General features: G+C 62.9%; 16 protein-coding genes and 1 pseudogene. 10 read left to right on the plus strand and 7 right to left on the minus strand.

Annotated elements, in window-relative coordinates:
* Positions 1–84 precede the first annotated feature (84 nt).
* The 5 genes from L5014_RS11985 to L5014_RS12005 form a co-directional block, all read right to left on the minus strand.
* Complete coding sequence (locus tag L5014_RS11985) at positions 85–822, minus strand: SDR family NAD(P)-dependent oxidoreductase (RefSeq protein WP_238463836.1); 738 nt, start codon at positions 820–822, stop codon at positions 85–87.
* 35 nt (positions 823–857) lie between these two features.
* Complete coding sequence (locus tag L5014_RS11990) at positions 858–2,159, minus strand: MFS transporter (protein ID WP_238463837.1); 1,302 nt, start codon at positions 2,157–2,159, stop codon at positions 858–860.
* 83 nt (positions 2,160–2,242) lie between these two features.
* Positions 2,243–2,980 carry an SDR family NAD(P)-dependent oxidoreductase gene (locus L5014_RS11995; RefSeq protein ID WP_238463838.1) on the minus strand — a complete coding sequence of 246 codons (738 nt, stop codon included), beginning with the start codon at positions 2,978–2,980 and terminating at the stop codon, positions 2,243–2,245.
* Complete coding sequence (locus L5014_RS12000; RefSeq protein WP_238463839.1) at positions 2,977–3,498, minus strand: 2,4'-dihydroxyacetophenone dioxygenase family protein; 522 nt, start codon at positions 3,496–3,498, stop codon at positions 2,977–2,979. Before L5014_RS12000 ends, L5014_RS11995 begins: the two co-directional genes overlap by 4 nt.
* A 177-nt stretch (positions 3,499–3,675) precedes the next feature.
* Positions 3,676–4,680 (minus strand): AraC family transcriptional regulator, encoded by a 1,005-nt coding sequence (locus L5014_RS12005; RefSeq protein WP_338019283.1) that lies wholly within the window; start codon positions 4,678–4,680, stop codon positions 3,676–3,678.
* A 116-nt stretch (positions 4,681–4,796) separates the two neighbouring features.
* Here L5014_RS12005 and L5014_RS12010 point away from each other — a divergent pair, with 116 nt between their 5' ends.
* From L5014_RS12010 to L5014_RS12025, 4 genes are all read left to right on the plus strand, one after another.
* On the plus strand, positions 4,797–5,855 hold the full coding sequence (locus tag L5014_RS12010; protein WP_238463841.1) for a beta-keto acid cleavage family enzyme: 1,059 nt from the start codon (positions 4,797–4,799) through the stop codon (positions 5,853–5,855).
* A 79-nt stretch (positions 5,856–5,934) separates the two neighbouring features.
* Positions 5,935–7,308 (plus strand): alpha/beta hydrolase, encoded by a 1,374-nt coding sequence (locus tag L5014_RS12015; RefSeq protein ID WP_238463842.1) that lies wholly within the window; start codon positions 5,935–5,937, stop codon positions 7,306–7,308.
* 102 nt (positions 7,309–7,410) lie between these two features.
* Positions 7,411–7,869, plus strand: a complete 459-nt coding sequence (locus tag L5014_RS12020; RefSeq protein ID WP_238463843.1) for a hypothetical protein — start codon at positions 7,411–7,413, stop codon at positions 7,867–7,869.
* Between the two features lie 3 nt (positions 7,870–7,872).
* The gene (locus L5014_RS12025) at positions 7,873–8,964 is read left to right on the plus strand and encodes a PHA/PHB synthase family protein (protein ID WP_238463844.1); all 1,092 of its coding nucleotides are present in this window, start codon (positions 7,873–7,875) and stop codon (positions 8,962–8,964) included.
* 88 nt (positions 8,965–9,052) lie between these two features.
* On the opposite strand, the pseudogene L5014_RS12030 reads toward L5014_RS12025, so the two are convergent.
* A pseudogene (locus L5014_RS12030) lies at positions 9,053–9,572 on the minus strand (AMP-binding protein); the annotation flags it as partial.
* A gap of 251 nt (positions 9,573–9,823) precedes the next feature.
* On the opposite strand from L5014_RS12030, the gene glaH reads away from it, so the two are divergent.
* From glaH to L5014_RS12060, 6 genes are all read left to right on the plus strand, one after another.
* Positions 9,824–10,753: a glutarate dioxygenase GlaH gene (glaH, locus tag L5014_RS12035; RefSeq protein ID WP_238463845.1), complete on the plus strand. Its 930-nt coding sequence runs from the start codon at positions 9,824–9,826 to the stop codon at positions 10,751–10,753.
* Positions 10,754–10,856: 103 nt separating this feature from the next.
* Positions 10,857–12,095, plus strand: a complete 1,239-nt coding sequence (locus tag L5014_RS12040) for an alpha-hydroxy acid oxidase (protein ID WP_238463846.1) — start codon at positions 10,857–10,859, stop codon at positions 12,093–12,095.
* A 184-nt stretch (positions 12,096–12,279) separates the two neighbouring features.
* Positions 12,280–12,939 carry a hypothetical protein gene (locus L5014_RS12045; protein ID WP_238463847.1) on the plus strand — a complete coding sequence of 220 codons (660 nt, stop codon included), beginning with the start codon at positions 12,280–12,282 and terminating at the stop codon, positions 12,937–12,939.
* A 93-nt stretch (positions 12,940–13,032) separates the two neighbouring features.
* Positions 13,033–13,797 (plus strand): hypothetical protein, encoded by a 765-nt coding sequence (locus tag L5014_RS12050; RefSeq protein ID WP_238463848.1) that lies wholly within the window; start codon positions 13,033–13,035, stop codon positions 13,795–13,797.
* Positions 13,794–14,021 carry a hypothetical protein gene (locus L5014_RS12055; RefSeq protein ID WP_238463849.1) on the plus strand — a complete coding sequence of 76 codons (228 nt, stop codon included), beginning with the start codon at positions 13,794–13,796 and terminating at the stop codon, positions 14,019–14,021. The genes L5014_RS12050 and L5014_RS12055 overlap by 4 nt, the downstream gene beginning before the upstream one ends.
* A gap of 266 nt (positions 14,022–14,287) precedes the next feature.
* Positions 14,288–15,346 carry a beta-keto acid cleavage family enzyme gene (locus L5014_RS12060; protein ID WP_238463850.1) on the plus strand — a complete coding sequence of 353 codons (1,059 nt, stop codon included), beginning with the start codon at positions 14,288–14,290 and terminating at the stop codon, positions 15,344–15,346.
* Between the two features lie 118 nt (positions 15,347–15,464).
* Here L5014_RS12060 and L5014_RS12065 read toward each other — a convergent pair whose 3' ends face one another.
* Entirely contained in the window at positions 15,465–16,517 is a 1,053-nt protein-coding gene (locus tag L5014_RS12065; RefSeq protein ID WP_238463851.1) for an AraC family transcriptional regulator, read from the minus strand.
* Between the last annotated feature and the right edge of the window lie 581 nt (positions 16,518–17,098).

The raw sequence follows: 17,098 nt of genomic DNA on the forward strand, positions 1-17,098 counted from the left end.
ATTATGCCCGCGTTTGCCGCGCTCGGGCGCGGCTGCAGTGGGCGCCGCGCCGAAGCGCCGAGCCGCTGGCAATGCCCCCAAGGCTCACGCGCAAAGATAGCCGCCATCGACGGGCACGATCGCGCCCGTCATGAACGAGGCGGCCGGCGAGCAGAGGAACGCGGCGACGTCGGCCACTTCGCCGGGCTGGCCCCAGCGCTTCATCGGCGTGCGCTCGAGAATGCCTTGCGAGCGGCCCTCGTCGTCCTGCAGCGCCTGAGTGAGCGGCGTCGCGATCCAGCCCGGCGCAATCGCGTTCACGCGAATGGCGTCGGCCGCGTAGGCGATGGCGAGCGAGCGCGTGAGTTGTGCGACGCCGCCCTTGCTCGCGCTGTAAGCCGGCACGAGGCCGCCGCCGAAGAAGCTCAGCATGGACGCCGTGTTGACGATGCAGCCCGCCGACGCTTTCAGCAATTCACGCGCGTTGGCGCACACGCGCATCGTGCCGTTGAGATTGATGTCGAGCACGCGCTCGAATACGTCGAGTTGATGCTCTTCGCCGCGGCTGATGACGCCCGCGCAGTTCACGACGATATCGAGCCGCTCGAAGCCGCCGATCACACGCCCGACGTCGTCGGCCGAGCGCACGTCCAGCGTTGCGCGCTGCACGCGGCGGTCGAGCGCGTCCGGCGTGCTGGACGTACAGGCGGGCGGCGGCAGGCCCGCCGCGACAGTGCGCGCGCCCAGTTGCGCGAGCCGGTTGGCGATGGCCGCGCCGATGCCGGAGAAGCCGCCCGTGACGAGCGCAACCTTGCCTTCGAATAGAGAGTCGTTGAATGTCATGATGCGATGGCGTAAATGAGTGCGGAAATACGGGTTCAGGTGAGTTGGGCCGCCGCCTCCTGGCTCGCGCTTTGTGGCGCGACTTCCTTGACGACTAAGAGATAGACGAACGCGGCGGCGAACGCCACGGCCGCGCTAATGAGCAGGGCGTTGACGAACGAATGCGTCTGATCGACCACGATGCCCGTGATGACCGGTGCGAACGAGCCGCCCAGATAGCCGCCGAAGTTCTGCATGCTGCCGAGCGATGCCACGAGGTGACGCGGCGCGGCCACGCTCACGAGCGCCCACGCGCTGCCGCTGGAGAGGTTCACGAACATCATCGCGAGCGAGACGTAAGTGATGGCGAGCGCGGTGCTAGGTGTGTACGCAGCCGGCACCGTGAACGCCGCCGCGCCGATCAGGCCGACGCACAGCGGCCACTTGCGGCTGCGAATGGGCGCCATGCCGCGCTTGAGCAGGTAATCAGCGATATAGCCGCTACTCGCCATGCCGATCGTGCCGAATACATACGGAATCGCGACGAGCCAGCCCGTATGCGCGATGCTCAGATGGCGTTCATTCTCCAGATAGCCCGGCAGCCACGTGAGATAGAGCCACACCATGTAGATCACGCCCATGAAGCCAAAAATCATGCCCCACGTGTTGCGCAGCTTGAGCAGCATGCCCCATTCGGCGAAGCTCAACCCTTTCTTCTGCGGCGCTTCCTGTGCGCCGTCTTCGAGCCAGGCGGTTTCCCCGGCGGTGAGCGCGACCTGATCGCGGTTGCGATAGACCGCATACCAGCCGATCGCCACGAACACACCCAGTACGCCCATGATGATGAACATCGGGCGCCAGCCGAACGAGAGCATGAGCGCGGTGAGCAGCGGCGGAGCGATCATTGGCGCAATCGTCGAGGAAGAGACGAACGTGCCGGTCGGCGCGCCGCGCTCGCGCACGGCGAACCATTCGTGTATCACTTTCGCGCCCGCCGGAAAGAGCGGCGCTTCGGCAATGCCGAGCACCACGCGCGCCGTGAGAAAGTGGTTGAGCGTCACGATGAAGCCGCCCGCAACCTGCGCGAGCGACCAGACGAAGAGACCCAGCCCGAGCATCGCGCGCGAGCCGAAACGGTCGAGCAGGGCGCCAACCGGCAGTTGCGAAAACGCGTAGGCGAGCGAAAACGCCGACAATAGCAGGCCCATTTGCGCGCCGTTCAAATGCAGCTCCTGCGCGACCGAGTGATTGGCGATGGACAGTGTGCTGCGATCGAGATAATTGACGATGCCGGCTATCGTCAGAAAGGCGATGGCGATCGTCTGTATGCGCTTGAGCCGGGGCGATTTTTGGGGCATGGGTTGTTGTCTCCTTGATCTGTTTTAATGTGCGGATGAGGCGATGGCGAGGCGACGGAAAAGTGACCACAAAGCGCGCGCGGTCAGTAAGTCGCGCGGCCACCGGAAAGATCGAAGATCGCGCCGGTGCTGAATGTGCAGGAATCCGAACAGAGCCACAGTGTCAGATCGGCGACTTCATCGACCGTGCCCAGCCGTTTCATCGGGCTTTTGTCGATCATCGTCTGCACATGCGCGGGCGACATCTGCGCGAGCAACGGCGTTTCCACTGCGGCGGGCGCGATGCCGTTCACGAGCACGCCGGTTTGCGCGAGTTCCTTGCCCAGCGATTTCGTCAGGGCGATCACGCCGGCTTTCGCGGCGCTATAAGCCGATGTATTCGGCGTCCCTTCCTTGCCCGCGAGCGAGGCCACGTTGACGATGCGGCCCGTGCCCATGCGGCGCATGGCCGGTACGACGAAGCGGCAAACGTGATAGGTGCCCACGAGATTCACCTCGACGATCCGCTGCCATTCGACAGGATCGTAGGCGTCGAGCGGAACCGTCGAGCCGGCGAAGCCTGCGTTGTTCACGAGGTAATCGATGCGGCCGAAAGTTTCGAGCGTGAGTGCGAGCGCGGCTTCGATCGTTTCCGGGCGCGTGACATCGACTTCGACGTGACGCGGCGCATCGGGCGTGTCGAGCGCGCCAGGCACGCGGTCCCAGTTGACGGTGCGTGCGCCGCAGCGCGCAAACGCATTGGAGATCGCGCGGCCGATGCCGCCCGCAGCGCCCGTCACGACCACGACGCGCTCCGCGAAATCGTATTGGGCGCGGCTCATCGGATGAACTGGTCCACGTAGTCCTCGCCGAGACCGACCGCCGCATAATGCTTGCGGCACATGTCGATCTTCGTGAAAACGTCTTCGTAGCCGGTGTGGTTGCCCCACGGGTCGCAGTAGAACATCACGCCGTTCACCTGGAAGAAGGTGATCATTTCCTCCACGTCTTCGGGCACATAGAGCGTGTGCGTTTCGCCCGGCGGCTCGAACACGTAGCTGCCTTCGGTGGCTTCCCAGTCGTGCTCCAGATAGCGCCAGCGGCCCTTGAGCACCATGCCGTGCACCGCCTGCGGATGACGATGCCTGCTCAGGACACCTGATTTGCGAACGCGCAGCAAATTCATCCAGTAGCCTTGCGAGGTGTTCAGGCAGAGCGGACGGAACCAGACGTTTTCCGCCTGCGGGACCCAGACGCGTTCGTCGTCGGGAATGGCGGCCGGCACGACGATTTCCTGCTGCGCTTCCTTGGGAAACGGAAGCTGATAGGGCGTCATGGGGGAATAAGTCTGGTTCGTCATAGGAATCCTTGTTTGTCCATATTGTGGACGTGTGGTCCACGATATGGCTATTGTGACGGGTGAATTTGATTGAGGTCAATGCCAGGGTTTGCCCTTAACAGGCACCGTCGATGCTAGAAAAGAGGCTATCGCGACGAACGCATGGCCCAGATCGCGCGGGGCGTGCGCCGCCGCAATCTACTGAGCGTTCCTCCAGTTCGAAACCGTCATGCCAAAGTGTTTTTTGAACCAGAAAGCAAACGCGCTCGAACTGGAGAAGCCGAGCAGATCCGCTAGCTCCGAGAGCGAGCGGTCGCCATCGCGGATCTGCCGCGAGGCGAGCTCGCATCGAACAGCCTGAAGCAGTGACGAAAAGCTCGCATCCTCGGCGGCCAGACGCCGATGCAAAGTACGACGATCCACGCCGAGGTGCCTTGCCACCTGGTCCGCCGTGCAGCGGCCATTGGGCAATATCGCAACAATGACCTGACGAATGGTGTGCGTGGTGCTGTCATTGGCGCCCGACAATGCCTGATCCAGAAAGCGGCGGGCATAGAGCGCCATCTGCGAATCGCCGGCAGACCGATGTGCGGCCAGATCCCTGGCGTGGCACACGATGCCGTTGAAGCCCGAATTGAATTCGACTGCCGATCGAAACAAGGTCTTGTGGCATGTCGCGCTGTCCGGCGGGCGGTGCTCGAAGCAGACGCTGCGCGGTCGCCAGCTCGGCCCGAGGAGTTCTTCAAGGCTTCGATAAAGCACGCCGACGGCCATCTCGATGGACTGCCGCACCGAGTTCTTGTCGTTCACCAGAATGCTCTCGCGAATCAATACGGCGTCGCCATGGTCTTCAATGCGGGTCAGTAGCGACGCATTAATCAGACGCATGTAACGGCACAGGCTCTCGAGCGCCTCGCGCACCGTGGGCGCCTCGCTCATGACGGCGCTGATCGGCCCGAGGTTGGACAACCGGCGGCGCATCGCCAGCCGCAAGCCGAAATCTTCCACGTTTGCCGCCGCGGCACTGTTTTCCAGTAGCTCGCGTACCGCGCTGGTGCTGATGGGCGTATCGGGATTCACGAGGTCGCGCGCACTCAAGCCGACCTTGCGCAGCATGCGCGCAGGGTCCAGCCCGACATGGCGGGCGAGGTCGGTATAGCCCGTGAGGCTGGCGCTGCGGATTGTGAGCATGGGTCGCTGCATGCAGGTGTCCCAATTTAGATATCGGATGTCCCAAATAATACATTTCAGCCGATCTGGCAGCGATATTCTTTTCAAATCGTCGCTAACACATTCGTTGCTTACTCAGGAGACACGCCATGAACTTTCTCGACGGACATCTGTTTCCCGAAAACCAGCAGCCGTTGATCATCACGGCCGCACCGTATGCGCCGTCGTGGCTGCCGTCGGACTTCCCAGGCGAGATTCCCGTCACGATGGAGGAGCAGATCCAGAAGGCGGTGGACTGCTACAACGCGGGCGCGACGGTGCTGCATCTGCACGTGCGCGAGCTGGACGGCAAGGGCAGCAAGCGTCTGTCGAAATTCAACGAGCTGATTGCCGGGGTGCGTGCGCGCGTGCCGGAGATGATCATCCAGGTGGGCGGCTCCATCAGTTTCGCGCCGGAAACCGAGGGCGCAGCCGCCAAGTGGCTCTCCGACGATACGCGCCACATGCTGGCCGAACTGGACCCCAAGCCCGACCAGGTGACGGTGACGATCAACACCTCGCAGATGAACATCCTGGAGCAGTTCGATGCGCGCGATATCGAGGGCACCTCGATGGAAGACCCGGCGGTGTTCAACGCCTACAAGGAGATGACCGTGCCCGCGCAGCCCGGCTGGGCCGAAGAGCATATCCGGCGCCTTTCGGCAGCGGGCATTCAGAGCGCGTTCCAGTGCTACAACATCAACAGCTTCGAGTCGGTGGAGCGATTGATGCGTCGCGGCATCTACAAGGGGCCGCTGGTGATGAACTGGGTCGCCATTGGCGGCGGCATGGACGCGCCCAATATCTACAGTCTGGCTAACTTCGTGCGTGCGGTGCCCGATGGCGCGGTGTTGACGGTGGAAAGCTCCGTGCTCAACGTGCTGCCCGTGAACATGATGGGTATCGCGATGGGTCTGCACGTGCGCACGGGCACCGAAGATAACCTGTGGAACCAGTCGCGCACGGCAAAGATCGGCACGGCCGCGCAGGTCGAGCAACTGGTGCGCATCTCGCGTGAGTTCGGCCGGCCGATCGCCACGGCCAAAGAGGCGCGTGAGATCTCCCGCATCGGCGTGTTCTACGACACGGTGGAAGAAACCCTGGACGCCAACGGCTTCGCGCCCAACCGCCAGGGCAGGCAACAAGGCCATCTGCGCAAGCTCGCCTGATCGCCTGATCGCGAAGGAGGGTGATGCCGCGCACGCCTGGGGACGACTCGATATTTCACAACGCGCGCGAGGGTAGCCGGTGAATTCGACGACATACAAAGACGGGGCATCCGATCCCTTGGGCGCGCCGGGGCGGTGCGATCCTGGCCGTGATTCTGGCCATGATCCTGGCCGACCGAAGCGCCTGCGTGCCGCAAGCCTCGATCCGGAAGCCGAAGCGCTTCTGAAACTGCTCAACTTCGTGAAGCGCAGGCCGGTCAACCGCTTTAACCTTCGCCAGCATCGGCTGGCCTGGCGTTTGTCGGCGCTTGCGCTCGGCCGCGCCGATGCGGTGGCCCGCGTCGAAACGCTGTCGGTTCCCGGCCCGCACGCGCCGATCCGGTTGAAGCTGTATCGGCCCTCGGTGATGGCCGAGGCCGAGGCCATGCCAGCACTCCTTTGGTTTCATGGTGGCGGCTTCCTGATGGGCGGATTCGCGACCGCCGATGCCATTTGCCGCCATATCGCAGCGGTCAGCGGCGCGATTGTCGTTGCGGTTCGCTATCGGCTGGCGCCGGAGCACGACCTGCATGCCGGGAGGGCCGATTGCATGGCGGCGCTGGACTGGATCGTCCGCGATGGCCGTTCGCTTGGCATCGACACCACGCGCCTGGCCGTGGGCGGCGATTCGGCCGGCGGCAATCTCGCCGCCGCCGTGGCGCAGCGTCATGTCGAGCAAGGCGGAACGGCGCTGCGGCTGCAAGTGCTGGCCTATCCGGCCACGAATCTGCTCGACGACTTCGCCTCCAAGGCGGAAAACGCCAGCGGCTATGTCCTGACATCGGCGAGTATCGACGCGATCCGGGTGCTGATCACGCAAGGCCACACGGACCTCGCGAATCCCTGGATCTCGCCCGCATTCGCGTGCGACTTGCGCGGCTTGCCACCGGCGCTCGTCGTGACGGCGGGCTTCGATCCGATCCGCGACGATGGCCTGGCCTACGCGCGGCGTCTGCGTGAAGCGGGCGTGCCGGTCGAATTGCTGCACTACGCGGGACAGTTTCACGGCTTCCTGAACTTCGATGGCGTGCTGCGGGCCGCGCGCGATGCGCTCGATCGCATTGGCGCGGCGCTCAAGCTCCGCCTCGCAACGCCCGCTGGCGAAGCGGCGGTGCGGGTCGATCGCACCATCGAATTGTCGGCGCGATGCCGTGACGATTTCGTGTGGGGAGGACTGCCCATGGGCCGCAATCTGCTGATTGCGTGGCTCATGCTCGGTGAGCGGCTGGAGGGTTGGCGCTGGACGATGATGCGCCGCACGTTGACCGATATCGGATGGATCGCGGCCCCTGGCGCTTTCTCGCTGTTCAACCCGGTGTCCGTCTACAGGGCGCTGCTCGGGCAGTACTTCGCGCCGATCGAGGCAAACGAAACCTGGCATGGTCATGCGCAAGGCGGTTCCTGCTTCGCTTGATCCGCTTGATACACCTGATCCGCTGCATTTGTATTTGTATATACGCGAGGGCGCTCGATTTCCGGGTCCCCCTTTTGTTCTATCGAACGGTATCAAAACGATATGGCATCCTCTGTATTTCACGATCCGTTTCAGATCTGGCGTGAAGCCTTGTCGAAACTCGAGAACGACGCCAACGCGTTCGCGGCCGGCACTCTGAAAACGCAGGAAGCGCTCCAGGCGGTTCACCAGGTCTCTTCGGTTTCGCTTGGCATGCAGCAATGGTTCGAGAAAACTACCGAAGAGTATTTGCGGCGCGCCAATCTGCCGAGCCGCAAGTCGGTCGATGAACTGGCGACGTCGTTGCGGCGCATCGAGGAGAAGCTCGACCGCTTGTTGTCGCAGGAGGCGTCCGCCGCGCCTGCGCCCAGGCCCGCGCGAACTCGCCGCCCGCCCGGCGCGGCTGCTGCTTCCGAACCCGCCTCCGAATCTGCCTTCGAATCTGTCTCCGAAGCCGCTGTCTCCGAACCCGCTGCCGCGGCAAAGCAAACGCGGCGCGGCGCGCGTACCAGGCGGGGCTGAACGATGGCCTCGCAGTCCACTGGAAAGCAGGGCGCGGATCTCGCGCTGACCGAGCGCCTGCAACTCGAAGTCGAGCGCGCCGTGCAGCGCGGCCTCAAGAGCATGGAGATGCTCGGCGTCAGTACGCCGCCGGTCGGACGCACGCCCAAGACCGTGCTGCATCGGCGCGGCACGCTGGAGCTCGTGCACTACCGCGCGGTCGTCGACGAAGTCTATCGTGTGCCGCTGCTCGTCGTGATGGCGCCGACCAACAAGGGCTACATCCTCGACCTCGCGCCGGGGCAGAGCCTGATCGGGTTCCTGCTCGAGCGTGGCTACGACGTGTACCTGATCGACTGGAACGCGCCAACCGACGACGAGCGCGAGCTGAAGATCGACGATTACGTGCTCGACTTCATCCCCGACTGTATCCGCCGTGTGCAGCGGGACTCGGGCGAACACGAGGTGACGCTGCTCGGCTACTGCGCGGGCGGCATGCTCTCGGCGATCTACCAGTCGCTGCACGCGGACGGGCCGGTAAAGAACCTTGTCTGCATGACGACGCCGGTTGACTTCTCGAAGATGGAGCTGTTCCGGTCGTTGGCGGACGAGCGGAGTTTCGACGTCGACCGTTTCGTCGATGGCGTCGGCGTCGTGCCGGCGGATTTCGTGCTCGCAACCTTTGACGCATTGCGCCCGGCCAGCCGTATCGCCGGCCAGGTCAGGCTGTGGGACAACCTGTGGAACGACCGGTTCGTCAAGGGCTACCGCATGATGGAGCGCTGGGGCAACGAGACGCTGCCGCTTCCCGGCGGCTACTTTCGCCAGACGACTCAAGAGCTGTTGCAGAAAAACGCCCTATACGAAGGCACCTTGCGCATTGGCGGGCGACGCGTCGATCTCGACAAGATCACCGTGCCGCTGTTGCATATCGTGGCGCAATACGACCATATCGTGCCGCCGGAGTGCGCGCGCCCGTTGGTGGAGCGCGTCGGCTCGGCTGACAAGGAAGAAGTCGTGTTGCCGGGCGGCCATGTGAGCATTGCCGCCGGCGCGAACGCAGTCAAACGCATGTGGCCGAAACTCGATTCCTGGCTGGAGGGCCGTTCGATATGACCGGAACAAGGAAACGCGACCGACAGCGCGACCACCACGAAAACAAGGAACCGCCGCGCTATACCATGCCACGCGGCAGCATCAGCCCGAACTCGGGAAAGACATAATCCGCCGATGCCGGCGCGAGGAGCGCTTCATATTCGCCCGCGAAGGGCAGTGCGGTGGACGGCAGCGGATTGCCGTCGGCGAGCACCACGACCTGGCGCACGCACTTCAGCTTCGCCTGAATCTGCTCCAGAACCGGCAGAAAATCCACGTGCGCGAGCACCACTTCGGCGCGCGAGTCGTTCAATGCGTAGGCGATCTGCTGGGGGGGAAGTGCGAACGTTCACCGTGAATAGCGTCGCGCCCATCATCGGGATGGCGAAGTAGCTTTCGAGGTAGCGGTGACTGTCCCAATCCAGCACGGCAACGGTGCCGCCGTGCCGTACGCCGAGTGCTTCGAGCGAGGAGGCGAGCTGCCCGATACGCTTGCGCAGATCGGCGAATGTATAGCGCAACTCGCCTCGATAACTGATCTGCTGGCTGGCGCTCACGCTCTGCGAATTCAGCAGCAGTTGCTTGATGAGCAATGGGTAAGCGTAGGCCGACGGAGTCGCGATAATCAGGTTGTCAAAAGCGTCGGTGTTTGGGGCGCTGACACGGAGGCTACCTCGTAGGGCTATCGGCGCAGCGGCGTGCCGCGTCATCGTGCCAAGCATACTGAACACAGCGGGCCGGCTCCCCCCCAATCCGGGAGGGGCGGTGGCGGGCTACCTGGGTTTTAATCTGAGATAGCGAACAAAAATTCATCGTAATGAACTGGTCGTTATTAAAAAAGCGCGCTCAAATGGAGTCATTCGACTCAACGGAGAACACCATGGAACTCACGCTCGCCGACACGCTTCCCGCCACACGCCAGCCGTCGTTTCGTCTGTCGCCGCATCCACATCATCATCGAATCGTCCACGTGAGCGCGGACCTCGACGCGCTCGCCGGATTCCTGGAGGACGCCAGGCATATCGACGTCCAGAATCTCGAATACGTGCCGTACATGCGCTACCACCTCGCGGAGCTGCTGATCAAGCGCCTCGGCAACGCGTTCGCGCGCACCCTGGTCGACCTGGTCAAGGACCGCGACCACGGCGGTTTCACCATCGGCCTTCAGGGGCTGTCGCAGGACGATTCGGACTACGTCAAATTCGGCACGGCGGTCGGGCACATCCTTGGGCCGAGCAACCACGACTCGATGTCCGGCACCTACTACGCGCGCTTCCTGGTCAGGCATACCGACGACAGCGACTCCTATCTGCGCCAGGCCTATCGTCTGTTCACGATGCACACGGACGGCACGTTCGTGACCGAGGCGACCGACTGGCTGCTGATGATGAAGTTCGCCGAGCAGAACGCGGTCGGCGGCGAGTCGCGCTTCCTGCACCTCGACGATTGGGACGAGCGCGAGCGCTTCGTGAACCACAAGCTCGCAACCCGGCCGTTCCTGTACAAGGCGCCTGGCTCCAAGAACGTCAACGAAAGGGTCGAGCGTCCGGTGTTCTTCCAGAGCGAATTCGGTTTGTCGCTGTCGTTCATCGACCAGTTCGTGCAACCCGCCAACCGGGAAGAGGCCGCTTATCTGTATGATCTTTCGGCATCGATGGAAGCGTCGAAGGGCACCAGGGAAGTCGGCCTGCCGGTCGGGGACCTGGTTGTCCTGAACAATTATTTTTATGTCCACGGCCGCGCGCCGTTCGAGCGCAACGAAGCGCTCTTTCGCGAATTGATGCGCCAGCGAGGCACGTTCGCAGCGTGACGGCACCATCGCCCGATCCGGCAGGCAGCCTGTTTGTCTGCGAGGATCAGCGATCCGGACCCGGGCGTTCAGCCTTTTGAAGAATCAGATTGTGGAGAGACAGATGAAAGATCACCTCGGCGCTGCGGACGTCCAGCCGCTCCCGCGTGCCGCGCAGAAAAGCCAGGCCGCGTATGGCGTGAAGCAGGATGTTCCGGCGCGGCTGCGCAAGATCCTTTCATTGGCCGATTTCGAGGTGGCGGCGCGGGGCTACCTGCCGCGCCCGCTGTTTGGCTACATTTCCGGCGCCGCCGAGGACGCGCTGTCGCTCGCCGCGAACCGCACCGGATTCGAGCGCCTGAAGTTCCGGCCGAAAGTGCTCGTCGACGTCTCGCACCGGTCGCAGGAAACCACGATTTTCGGCCGCCGCTACGCGTCGCCGTTCGGCATCGCCCCAATCGGGATCAGCGCGATCTCCGCGTATCGCGGCGACGTCGCGCTGGCCGAGGCCGCGCAGGGCGAGAACATCCCCGCGATCATGAGCGGCACCTCGCTGATTCCGATGGAGACCGTCCATGCCGCAGCGCCAGGCACATGGTTCCAGGCCTATCTGCCAGGCGAGCGCACACGCCTCGATGCGCTGATAGACCGGGTCCAGGCCGCGGGCTTCGCGACCCTCGTCGTCACGGTCGACATACCCGTCTGGGCGAACCGCGAGAACAACGTCCGCACCGGCTTTTCGCTGCCGCTGCGCCCGTCGCTGCGCCTCGCGATGGACGGCCTCGTCCGGCCCCGCTGGCTCTGCGGCACCTTCCTGCGCACGCTGATCAACCACGGCATGCCGCACTTCGAAAACTCGTTCGCGACGCGCGGCGCACCGATGCTGTCCGCGTCGGCGATCCGCGACACCACGGGCCGCGATCATCTTTCGTGGGAGGATATCGCCCGGATTCGCGCGCGCTGGAGCGGGAACCTGGTGATCAAGGGCATCCTGCATGTCGACGACGCACGGCGCGCCGCGTCCATCGGCGCGGACGGCATCATCGTCTCGAACCACGGCGGACGCCAGCTCGATGGCGCGGTCGAGCCCTTGCAGGTGCTGCCGGAGATCTGCGATGCCGTGGGCAACGATCTGGTCGTGATGATGGACAGCGGGGTCCGGCGTGGCGCCGATGTGCTGAAGGCGCTCGCGCTCGGCGCCCGTTGCGTGTTCGTGGGGCGGCCGTTCATGTATGCGGCGGCTGTGGGTGGTGCGCCGGGGGTGCGGCATGCGATTGGGCTTTTGCGCGACGAGGTCGACCGGAACATGGCGATGCTTGGCACGTGCTCGGTCGATGAGGTTACGAGTGACGTGCTTGCGTGAGGGTAGGAACGGCGTCATGGTGGGGCGCTTCAGACACTTCTGCTCAGGCCGTGATATTGCGGAGTTTATGTCCAAGCGATGGCTGGGAAATGTGTCAATAAAGATCAAAGGTGGACACATTTGATTGATCATTTTCATCTCGTAAATAAAGAATGCCCCTCCAATTCTTTTTGCGGGAGGCGTGTTGAAAACCGAGCCGTCGTTGAAGAATGCTTCTGCAAAGGTTCTTTTTACTATTCCGCCGACCTTCGTCGTTGTGCGGCATGCACCAAAGCCCGATGATCCAAAGTGGGTGGAGGTGATGTGTGAGGGCGCCGACACCGACCAGTCGATTTGTGCGTACCTGTCTCCATTCGACGCGATGCTAGATTCCGTTTTCAACTCGAGGCCAGGAAAGAGCTATTACGCAGTTTCTGCGAGTGATTTCGTACCGACGGTGTTCATTGATGACCTATTCGGCACGCTCCGGCTCGGTATTCATCTCGGATGGCCTGCGCGAGATGGCAAGCTGATAGCCCGCCCGAATGGCAAACCAATGACCTTCGAGAAGACCCTCCAATGGAATGTGAATCTGGAGCACTCGCGCTCGATTGAAGTCAGCATCGAGCAGCGCATAGTCGACTGCATCGCGCGCCTTCATGAGAGTGCCGGTCTGCCGGCGTACAGGAACGTCATTGACGACTTCAAGGCATGGCCACGAGCCCGCAAAGATGCAGTTGTCGCGCGCGCTCTGCTGCAGCTTGGCAAGCTCCAGTCCTCCGGCACCGATTTCAATCAGGTCGCGCTCTACGATCCGGAAAAGGAGCATCCGTGTGCACCTGACCGATGTGGATGGGCAGACTAGCCCGGTGATGACCGATTCGAATGGCCGGACACCCATCAAGTCCGGTTCGGCTGAGCAGCGAATTGGCGTATCTCTCCGCAGGGAGGCCATGCGATGAGCAACGTTATCTGGGCGCCCCTTACCCGGCAGGCAGACGAGACTCCATATACCTGCAAGCTCAAGGTCTACTGGAAGACCACACGGCTGTGGACCGATAGCGACATTCAGGCGTACCACGCACAAGTCCCGCAGTTGGCGGAGGCAGCCAGGTTATCGGGGCGCAGGTTCACATGTGAGGATTTCACGCTCGAGTTGCTATGCGACTTCGCATCGAAGCGCGGGCTTCCCGTAAAGCTGACGGATGGCGTGCGAGAATACCGCAACATGGACATTTACGATCCGGACTACCACGAGAACTACCCGCAAACGCCTCGCGGATTCATCACCATGGTTATGGTTTCATTTGGTGCGCCGGACATCCAACGAAGCGGAGAAAACACGGTGCGGCTGTCGGACCCGAGGGCGCTTCTTCCCGGCGACATTCTGGCGCTATCGCATGACAGTAAAGGTCGGGCGAGCGGTGGCCGCGCGCACCATATTCAGGTCGTGACAGGGAAGACCGAATCGAGCATCAGCATCTACCAGGGCAATTCAAACTGGCAGATTCACAAGCCGATTACCTGGGTCAACAAGCTGTTCGGGCGCAATTCTGCGGACCCTTCCCAAGACGCATACGCCGGCATGAAGCCCGAAACAGGGCTGTTCATTCGGGCCGCGAATGGCTGGAACTACAGAAATAACACGACCGGTGCCACACAGACGGATTTCCTGAAATATTTTGAGCTTTATCGGTGGGATTTCCTGGAGTTCAACCATTGATTGCAAGTTCTGCTTTTCTTGGAGCAGCCTCGGCATTGGCCGACGGGGACGCCGCCTACCTGCTCTGGATAATCGGCTTCTTCTCTATCGTCGTGTTCCTTGTCACCCTGCGCACCGGTGCGTCCATCCCCCGTTGGCTCCGTGTGCTTCAATCGGTGGCGCTGCTCGCGCTCCCCGCGCTGCTGCTGCTCGGAATGGTCGTTTCGATGTTTCCACCGGCATGAGTCCAAAATGAAAAAACCCCCAACAGCTTTTTGCTGAGTAGCGCAACTTACATTCCGATTCCCGACCGCGCCGTCCTTGTGGTATTCCAACAAAGGGTGTCCCAACAAAGCAAACGAATGTCCCGGTAAAGCAAGCGGGAATGATGGGTACTCCGGATACTCGTGAGCATGGATCGAAGCTGGACGCGCCGCGCCAGATGGCGTTCCGGTCTCGTCGAAAACCGCTCCTGCTGAATCGACAGCAGCCATTCCCCTGGAGACGCATCATGAATTTTCTCGACGGCCACCTCTTCCCCGAGAACCAGCAACCCTTGATCATCACGGCCGCGCCCTATGCGCCCGGCTGGTTGCCCAGCGACTTTCCCGAGGACATCCCGGTCACGATGGAAGCGCAGATCCAGAAGGCGGTGGACTGCTACAACGCGGGCGCGACGGTGCTGCACTTGCACGTGCGCGAGCTGGACGGCAAGGGCAGCAAGCGCCTCTCCAAGTTCAATGAGCTGATTGCCGGGGTGCGCAAGGCCGTGCCGGAGATGATCATCCAGGTGGGCGGCTCGATCTCGTTCGCACCCGAAAACGAAGGGCAGGCGGCCAAATGGCTCTCCGACGACACGCGCCACATGCTGGCCGATCTCGACCCCGCGCCCGACCAGGTCACGGTGACGGTCAACACCTCGCAGATGAACGTCACCGATCAGGCCGAAGACGCGGACTTCAAGGGCACCTCGCGCGAGAACCCGACGCTCTTCAACGCCTACAAGGAAATGACCGTGCCCGCGCAGCCGGGCTGGGTCGAAGAGCACGTGCGCCGCCTCACGGCCGCCGGCATCCAGAGCGCGTTTCAGTGCTACAACCTCAACAGCTTCGAGTCGGTGGAGCGGCTGATGCGCCGTGGCTTTTACAAGGGTCCGCTGGTGATGAACTGGGTGGCGATCGCGGGCGGCATGGATACGCCGAACATTTACAGCCTCGGCAATTTCATTCGCGCGGTGCCGGACGGCGCCGTGGTCACGGTGGAGAGCAACGTGCGCAACGTGCTGCCGGTCAACATGATGGGCATTGCGATGGGCCTGCACGTGCGCTGCGGCACGGAAGACTGTCTGTGGAACCAGTCGCGCACCGAAAAGCAGAGCACCGTGAAGCAGATCGAGCAGCTCGTGCGCATCTCGCGCGAATTCGGCCGCGATATCGCGACCGCGAAAGAGGCGCGCGAGATCAGCAAGATCGGCGTGTTCTACGATACGGTCGAGGAATCGCTGCACGCGAACGGCTTCGCACCGAACCGCAACGGCGGCAACCAGGGCTTCCTGCGCAAGACGGCCTGAACGGCAGCAGTGTTCGATCCACGGCCTGAGCGCCCACGGTCTGAGGGCCGGGGTCTCAGGCCACCAGTCGTTCGCCGGTCAGGCTGAAGGTGCCGCGAGCGCGGCAGCACCACACCCGCTATGGATAGGCGGCCGGTCCTTTCTGGTCGGTCGCTTGGGTCGCTTGAGCCGCTTGCTTGCGCCAATCCGAGACGCTGCACCCGAACTCGGCACGAAACCAGTGGCTGAAGCTGCTGTGTGCGGAAAAGCCGAGCAGTACGGCGACCTCGCCAACCGGCAGGTCGCTCTCGAGCAAGTGGCGCATCGCCAGTTCCGAGCGCAACTGGTTGAGCATCGCCGAGAACGTGAGCCCTTCGTCGCTGAGGTGACGGTGCAGCGTGCGGCGGTCGATGCGCAGATGCCGCGCAACGAGTTGCGCCGTGCATCGTCCGCCGGGGAGCAGGGCGAGGATGACTTCCCGGCAGGTTTCGCGGATACCTTCACCACGGCGGCGCAGCGCTGTCTCCAGATAGTCCCGCGCGAAATACGCGGCTCCCGGGTCGTCGCGCGTGCGCGGCATCGACAGGTCGGCGGCCGTGCAGACGAGGCCGTTGAACGGCTGGTTGAACATCGGAGTGCGGTCGAAGAAGGCCCGATAGGGCGCCATGTCGGCCGGCGGGCGGTGGGTGAAGCAAACCTGCTGCGGCCGCCACTGCGGGCCGATCAGTTCGCGCAGAATGCGGAATTTCACGGCGACCGCGAGCTCCATCGCCTGGCGTGTGCCGAGCCCGGGTCTCGGCAGCAGCGCTTCGCGGATCACCACGGACTGGCCGGCGTCCTCGATGCGCGTGATCAGCGCGGCGCTCAGCAGCTTTTCGTAGCGGCACAACGTATCGAGCGCTTGTCGTGGAGTCGGCTCGTCCTTGAGCACCAGCCAGATTGGCCCGAGGTTGGAAAGCGTGCGCCTGGCCGCGAGACGCAGCGCGAAGTCCTCCACGCCGGTGTCGCGCGCGGTGACTTCGAGCAGCTCGCGCACGGTGTGGCTGGGGATGAGCGCTTCGGGGTTGTCGAGCACGCGCGCCGATATGCCGACCGCGCGCAGGAACGCGTAGGGGTCGCGCCCGAGCGACTCCACCAGCTCGATGTAGCCGTTCAGGCTGGCGCTGCGTATCAGTTTGTCGAGGTGTTGCATGGTGGGCCAGGTTTGGGGTTTTCGGTTTTTTGCTTTTTTGCGTTTCCTTGTATTCGTGTCGGTCTATTAGCGTTGCCCCTGTGCGGGGCGGCACCTACTTTTCTTTGCAGCGGCAAAGAAAAGTAGGCAAAAGAAAGCCGCTCAAACCGCTAGTGTGACGCCGTCCACCCCTTGCCTGTGATCGGAGCGGTTCCGGAGCGTCTGTCACCACGCGCCGTACAACGGAGTGACTAAGGACTCATTCCTCCGGCGGCGCTGCGCGCCCCGTGGGGCATAACCCCAAACCAGTGGAGCGCGTGCGCATTCGATTACCTTGGTAGTACTCATGGTTTCCCATGCATACCCGACCGCTGCGCGCGTAGCGAGCAGCGGGATGCATGAGTCCTTTGTCACTCAGTTTAAAGGTGCGAGGTGACGGATGCTCCGGAACCACTTCGATAACCGGCAAGAGGTGGACGGCGTCACACTGGCGGTGTGAGCCGCTTTCTTTTGCCTACTTTTCTTTGCGGCTGCAAAGAAAAGTAGGTGCCGCCCCGCACAGGGGCAACGCTAATAGACCGACACGAATACAAGGAAACGCG

Source organism: Paraburkholderia tagetis (assembly GCF_022213065.1).
Classification (GTDB): Bacteria; Pseudomonadota; Gammaproteobacteria; order Burkholderiales; family Burkholderiaceae; genus Paraburkholderia; species Paraburkholderia tagetis.

Excerpts from the sequence above, each read along its gene's own strand:
- L5014_RS12050 (WP_238463848.1), top strand. The coding sequence starts at position 13,033 with ATGAGCAACGTTATCTGGGCGCCCCTTACCCGGCAGGCAGACGAGACT.
- L5014_RS11985 (WP_238463836.1), bottom strand. The coding sequence starts at position 822 with ATGACATTCAACGACTCTCTATTCGAAGGCAAGGTTGCGCTCGTCACG.
- L5014_RS12025 (WP_238463844.1), top strand. The coding sequence starts at position 7,873 with ATGGCCTCGCAGTCCACTGGAAAGCAGGGCGCGGATCTCGCGCTGACC.
- L5014_RS12020 (WP_238463843.1), top strand. The coding sequence starts at position 7,411 with ATGGCATCCTCTGTATTTCACGATCCGTTTCAGATCTGGCGTGAAGCC.
- L5014_RS11995 (WP_238463838.1), bottom strand. The coding sequence starts at position 2,980 with ATGAGCCGCGCCCAATACGATTTCGCGGAGCGCGTCGTGGTCGTGACG.
- L5014_RS12000 (WP_238463839.1), bottom strand. The coding sequence starts at position 3,498 with ATGACGAACCAGACTTATTCCCCCATGACGCCCTATCAGCTTCCGTTT.
- L5014_RS12010 (WP_238463841.1), top strand. The coding sequence starts at position 4,797 with ATGAACTTTCTCGACGGACATCTGTTTCCCGAAAACCAGCAGCCGTTG.
- L5014_RS12040 (WP_238463846.1), top strand. The coding sequence starts at position 10,857 with ATGAAAGATCACCTCGGCGCTGCGGACGTCCAGCCGCTCCCGCGTGCC.
- L5014_RS12005 (WP_338019283.1), bottom strand. The coding sequence starts at position 4,680 with ATGCAGCGACCCATGCTCACAATCCGCAGCGCCAGCCTCACGGGCTAT.
- L5014_RS12060 (WP_238463850.1), top strand. The coding sequence starts at position 14,288 with ATGAATTTTCTCGACGGCCACCTCTTCCCCGAGAACCAGCAACCCTTG.
- glaH (WP_238463845.1), top strand. The coding sequence starts at position 9,824 with ATGGAACTCACGCTCGCCGACACGCTTCCCGCCACACGCCAGCCGTCG.
- L5014_RS12065 (WP_238463851.1), bottom strand. The coding sequence starts at position 16,517 with ATGCAACACCTCGACAAACTGATACGCAGCGCCAGCCTGAACGGCTAC.
- L5014_RS11990 (WP_238463837.1), bottom strand. The coding sequence starts at position 2,159 with ATGCCCCAAAAATCGCCCCGGCTCAAGCGCATACAGACGATCGCCATC.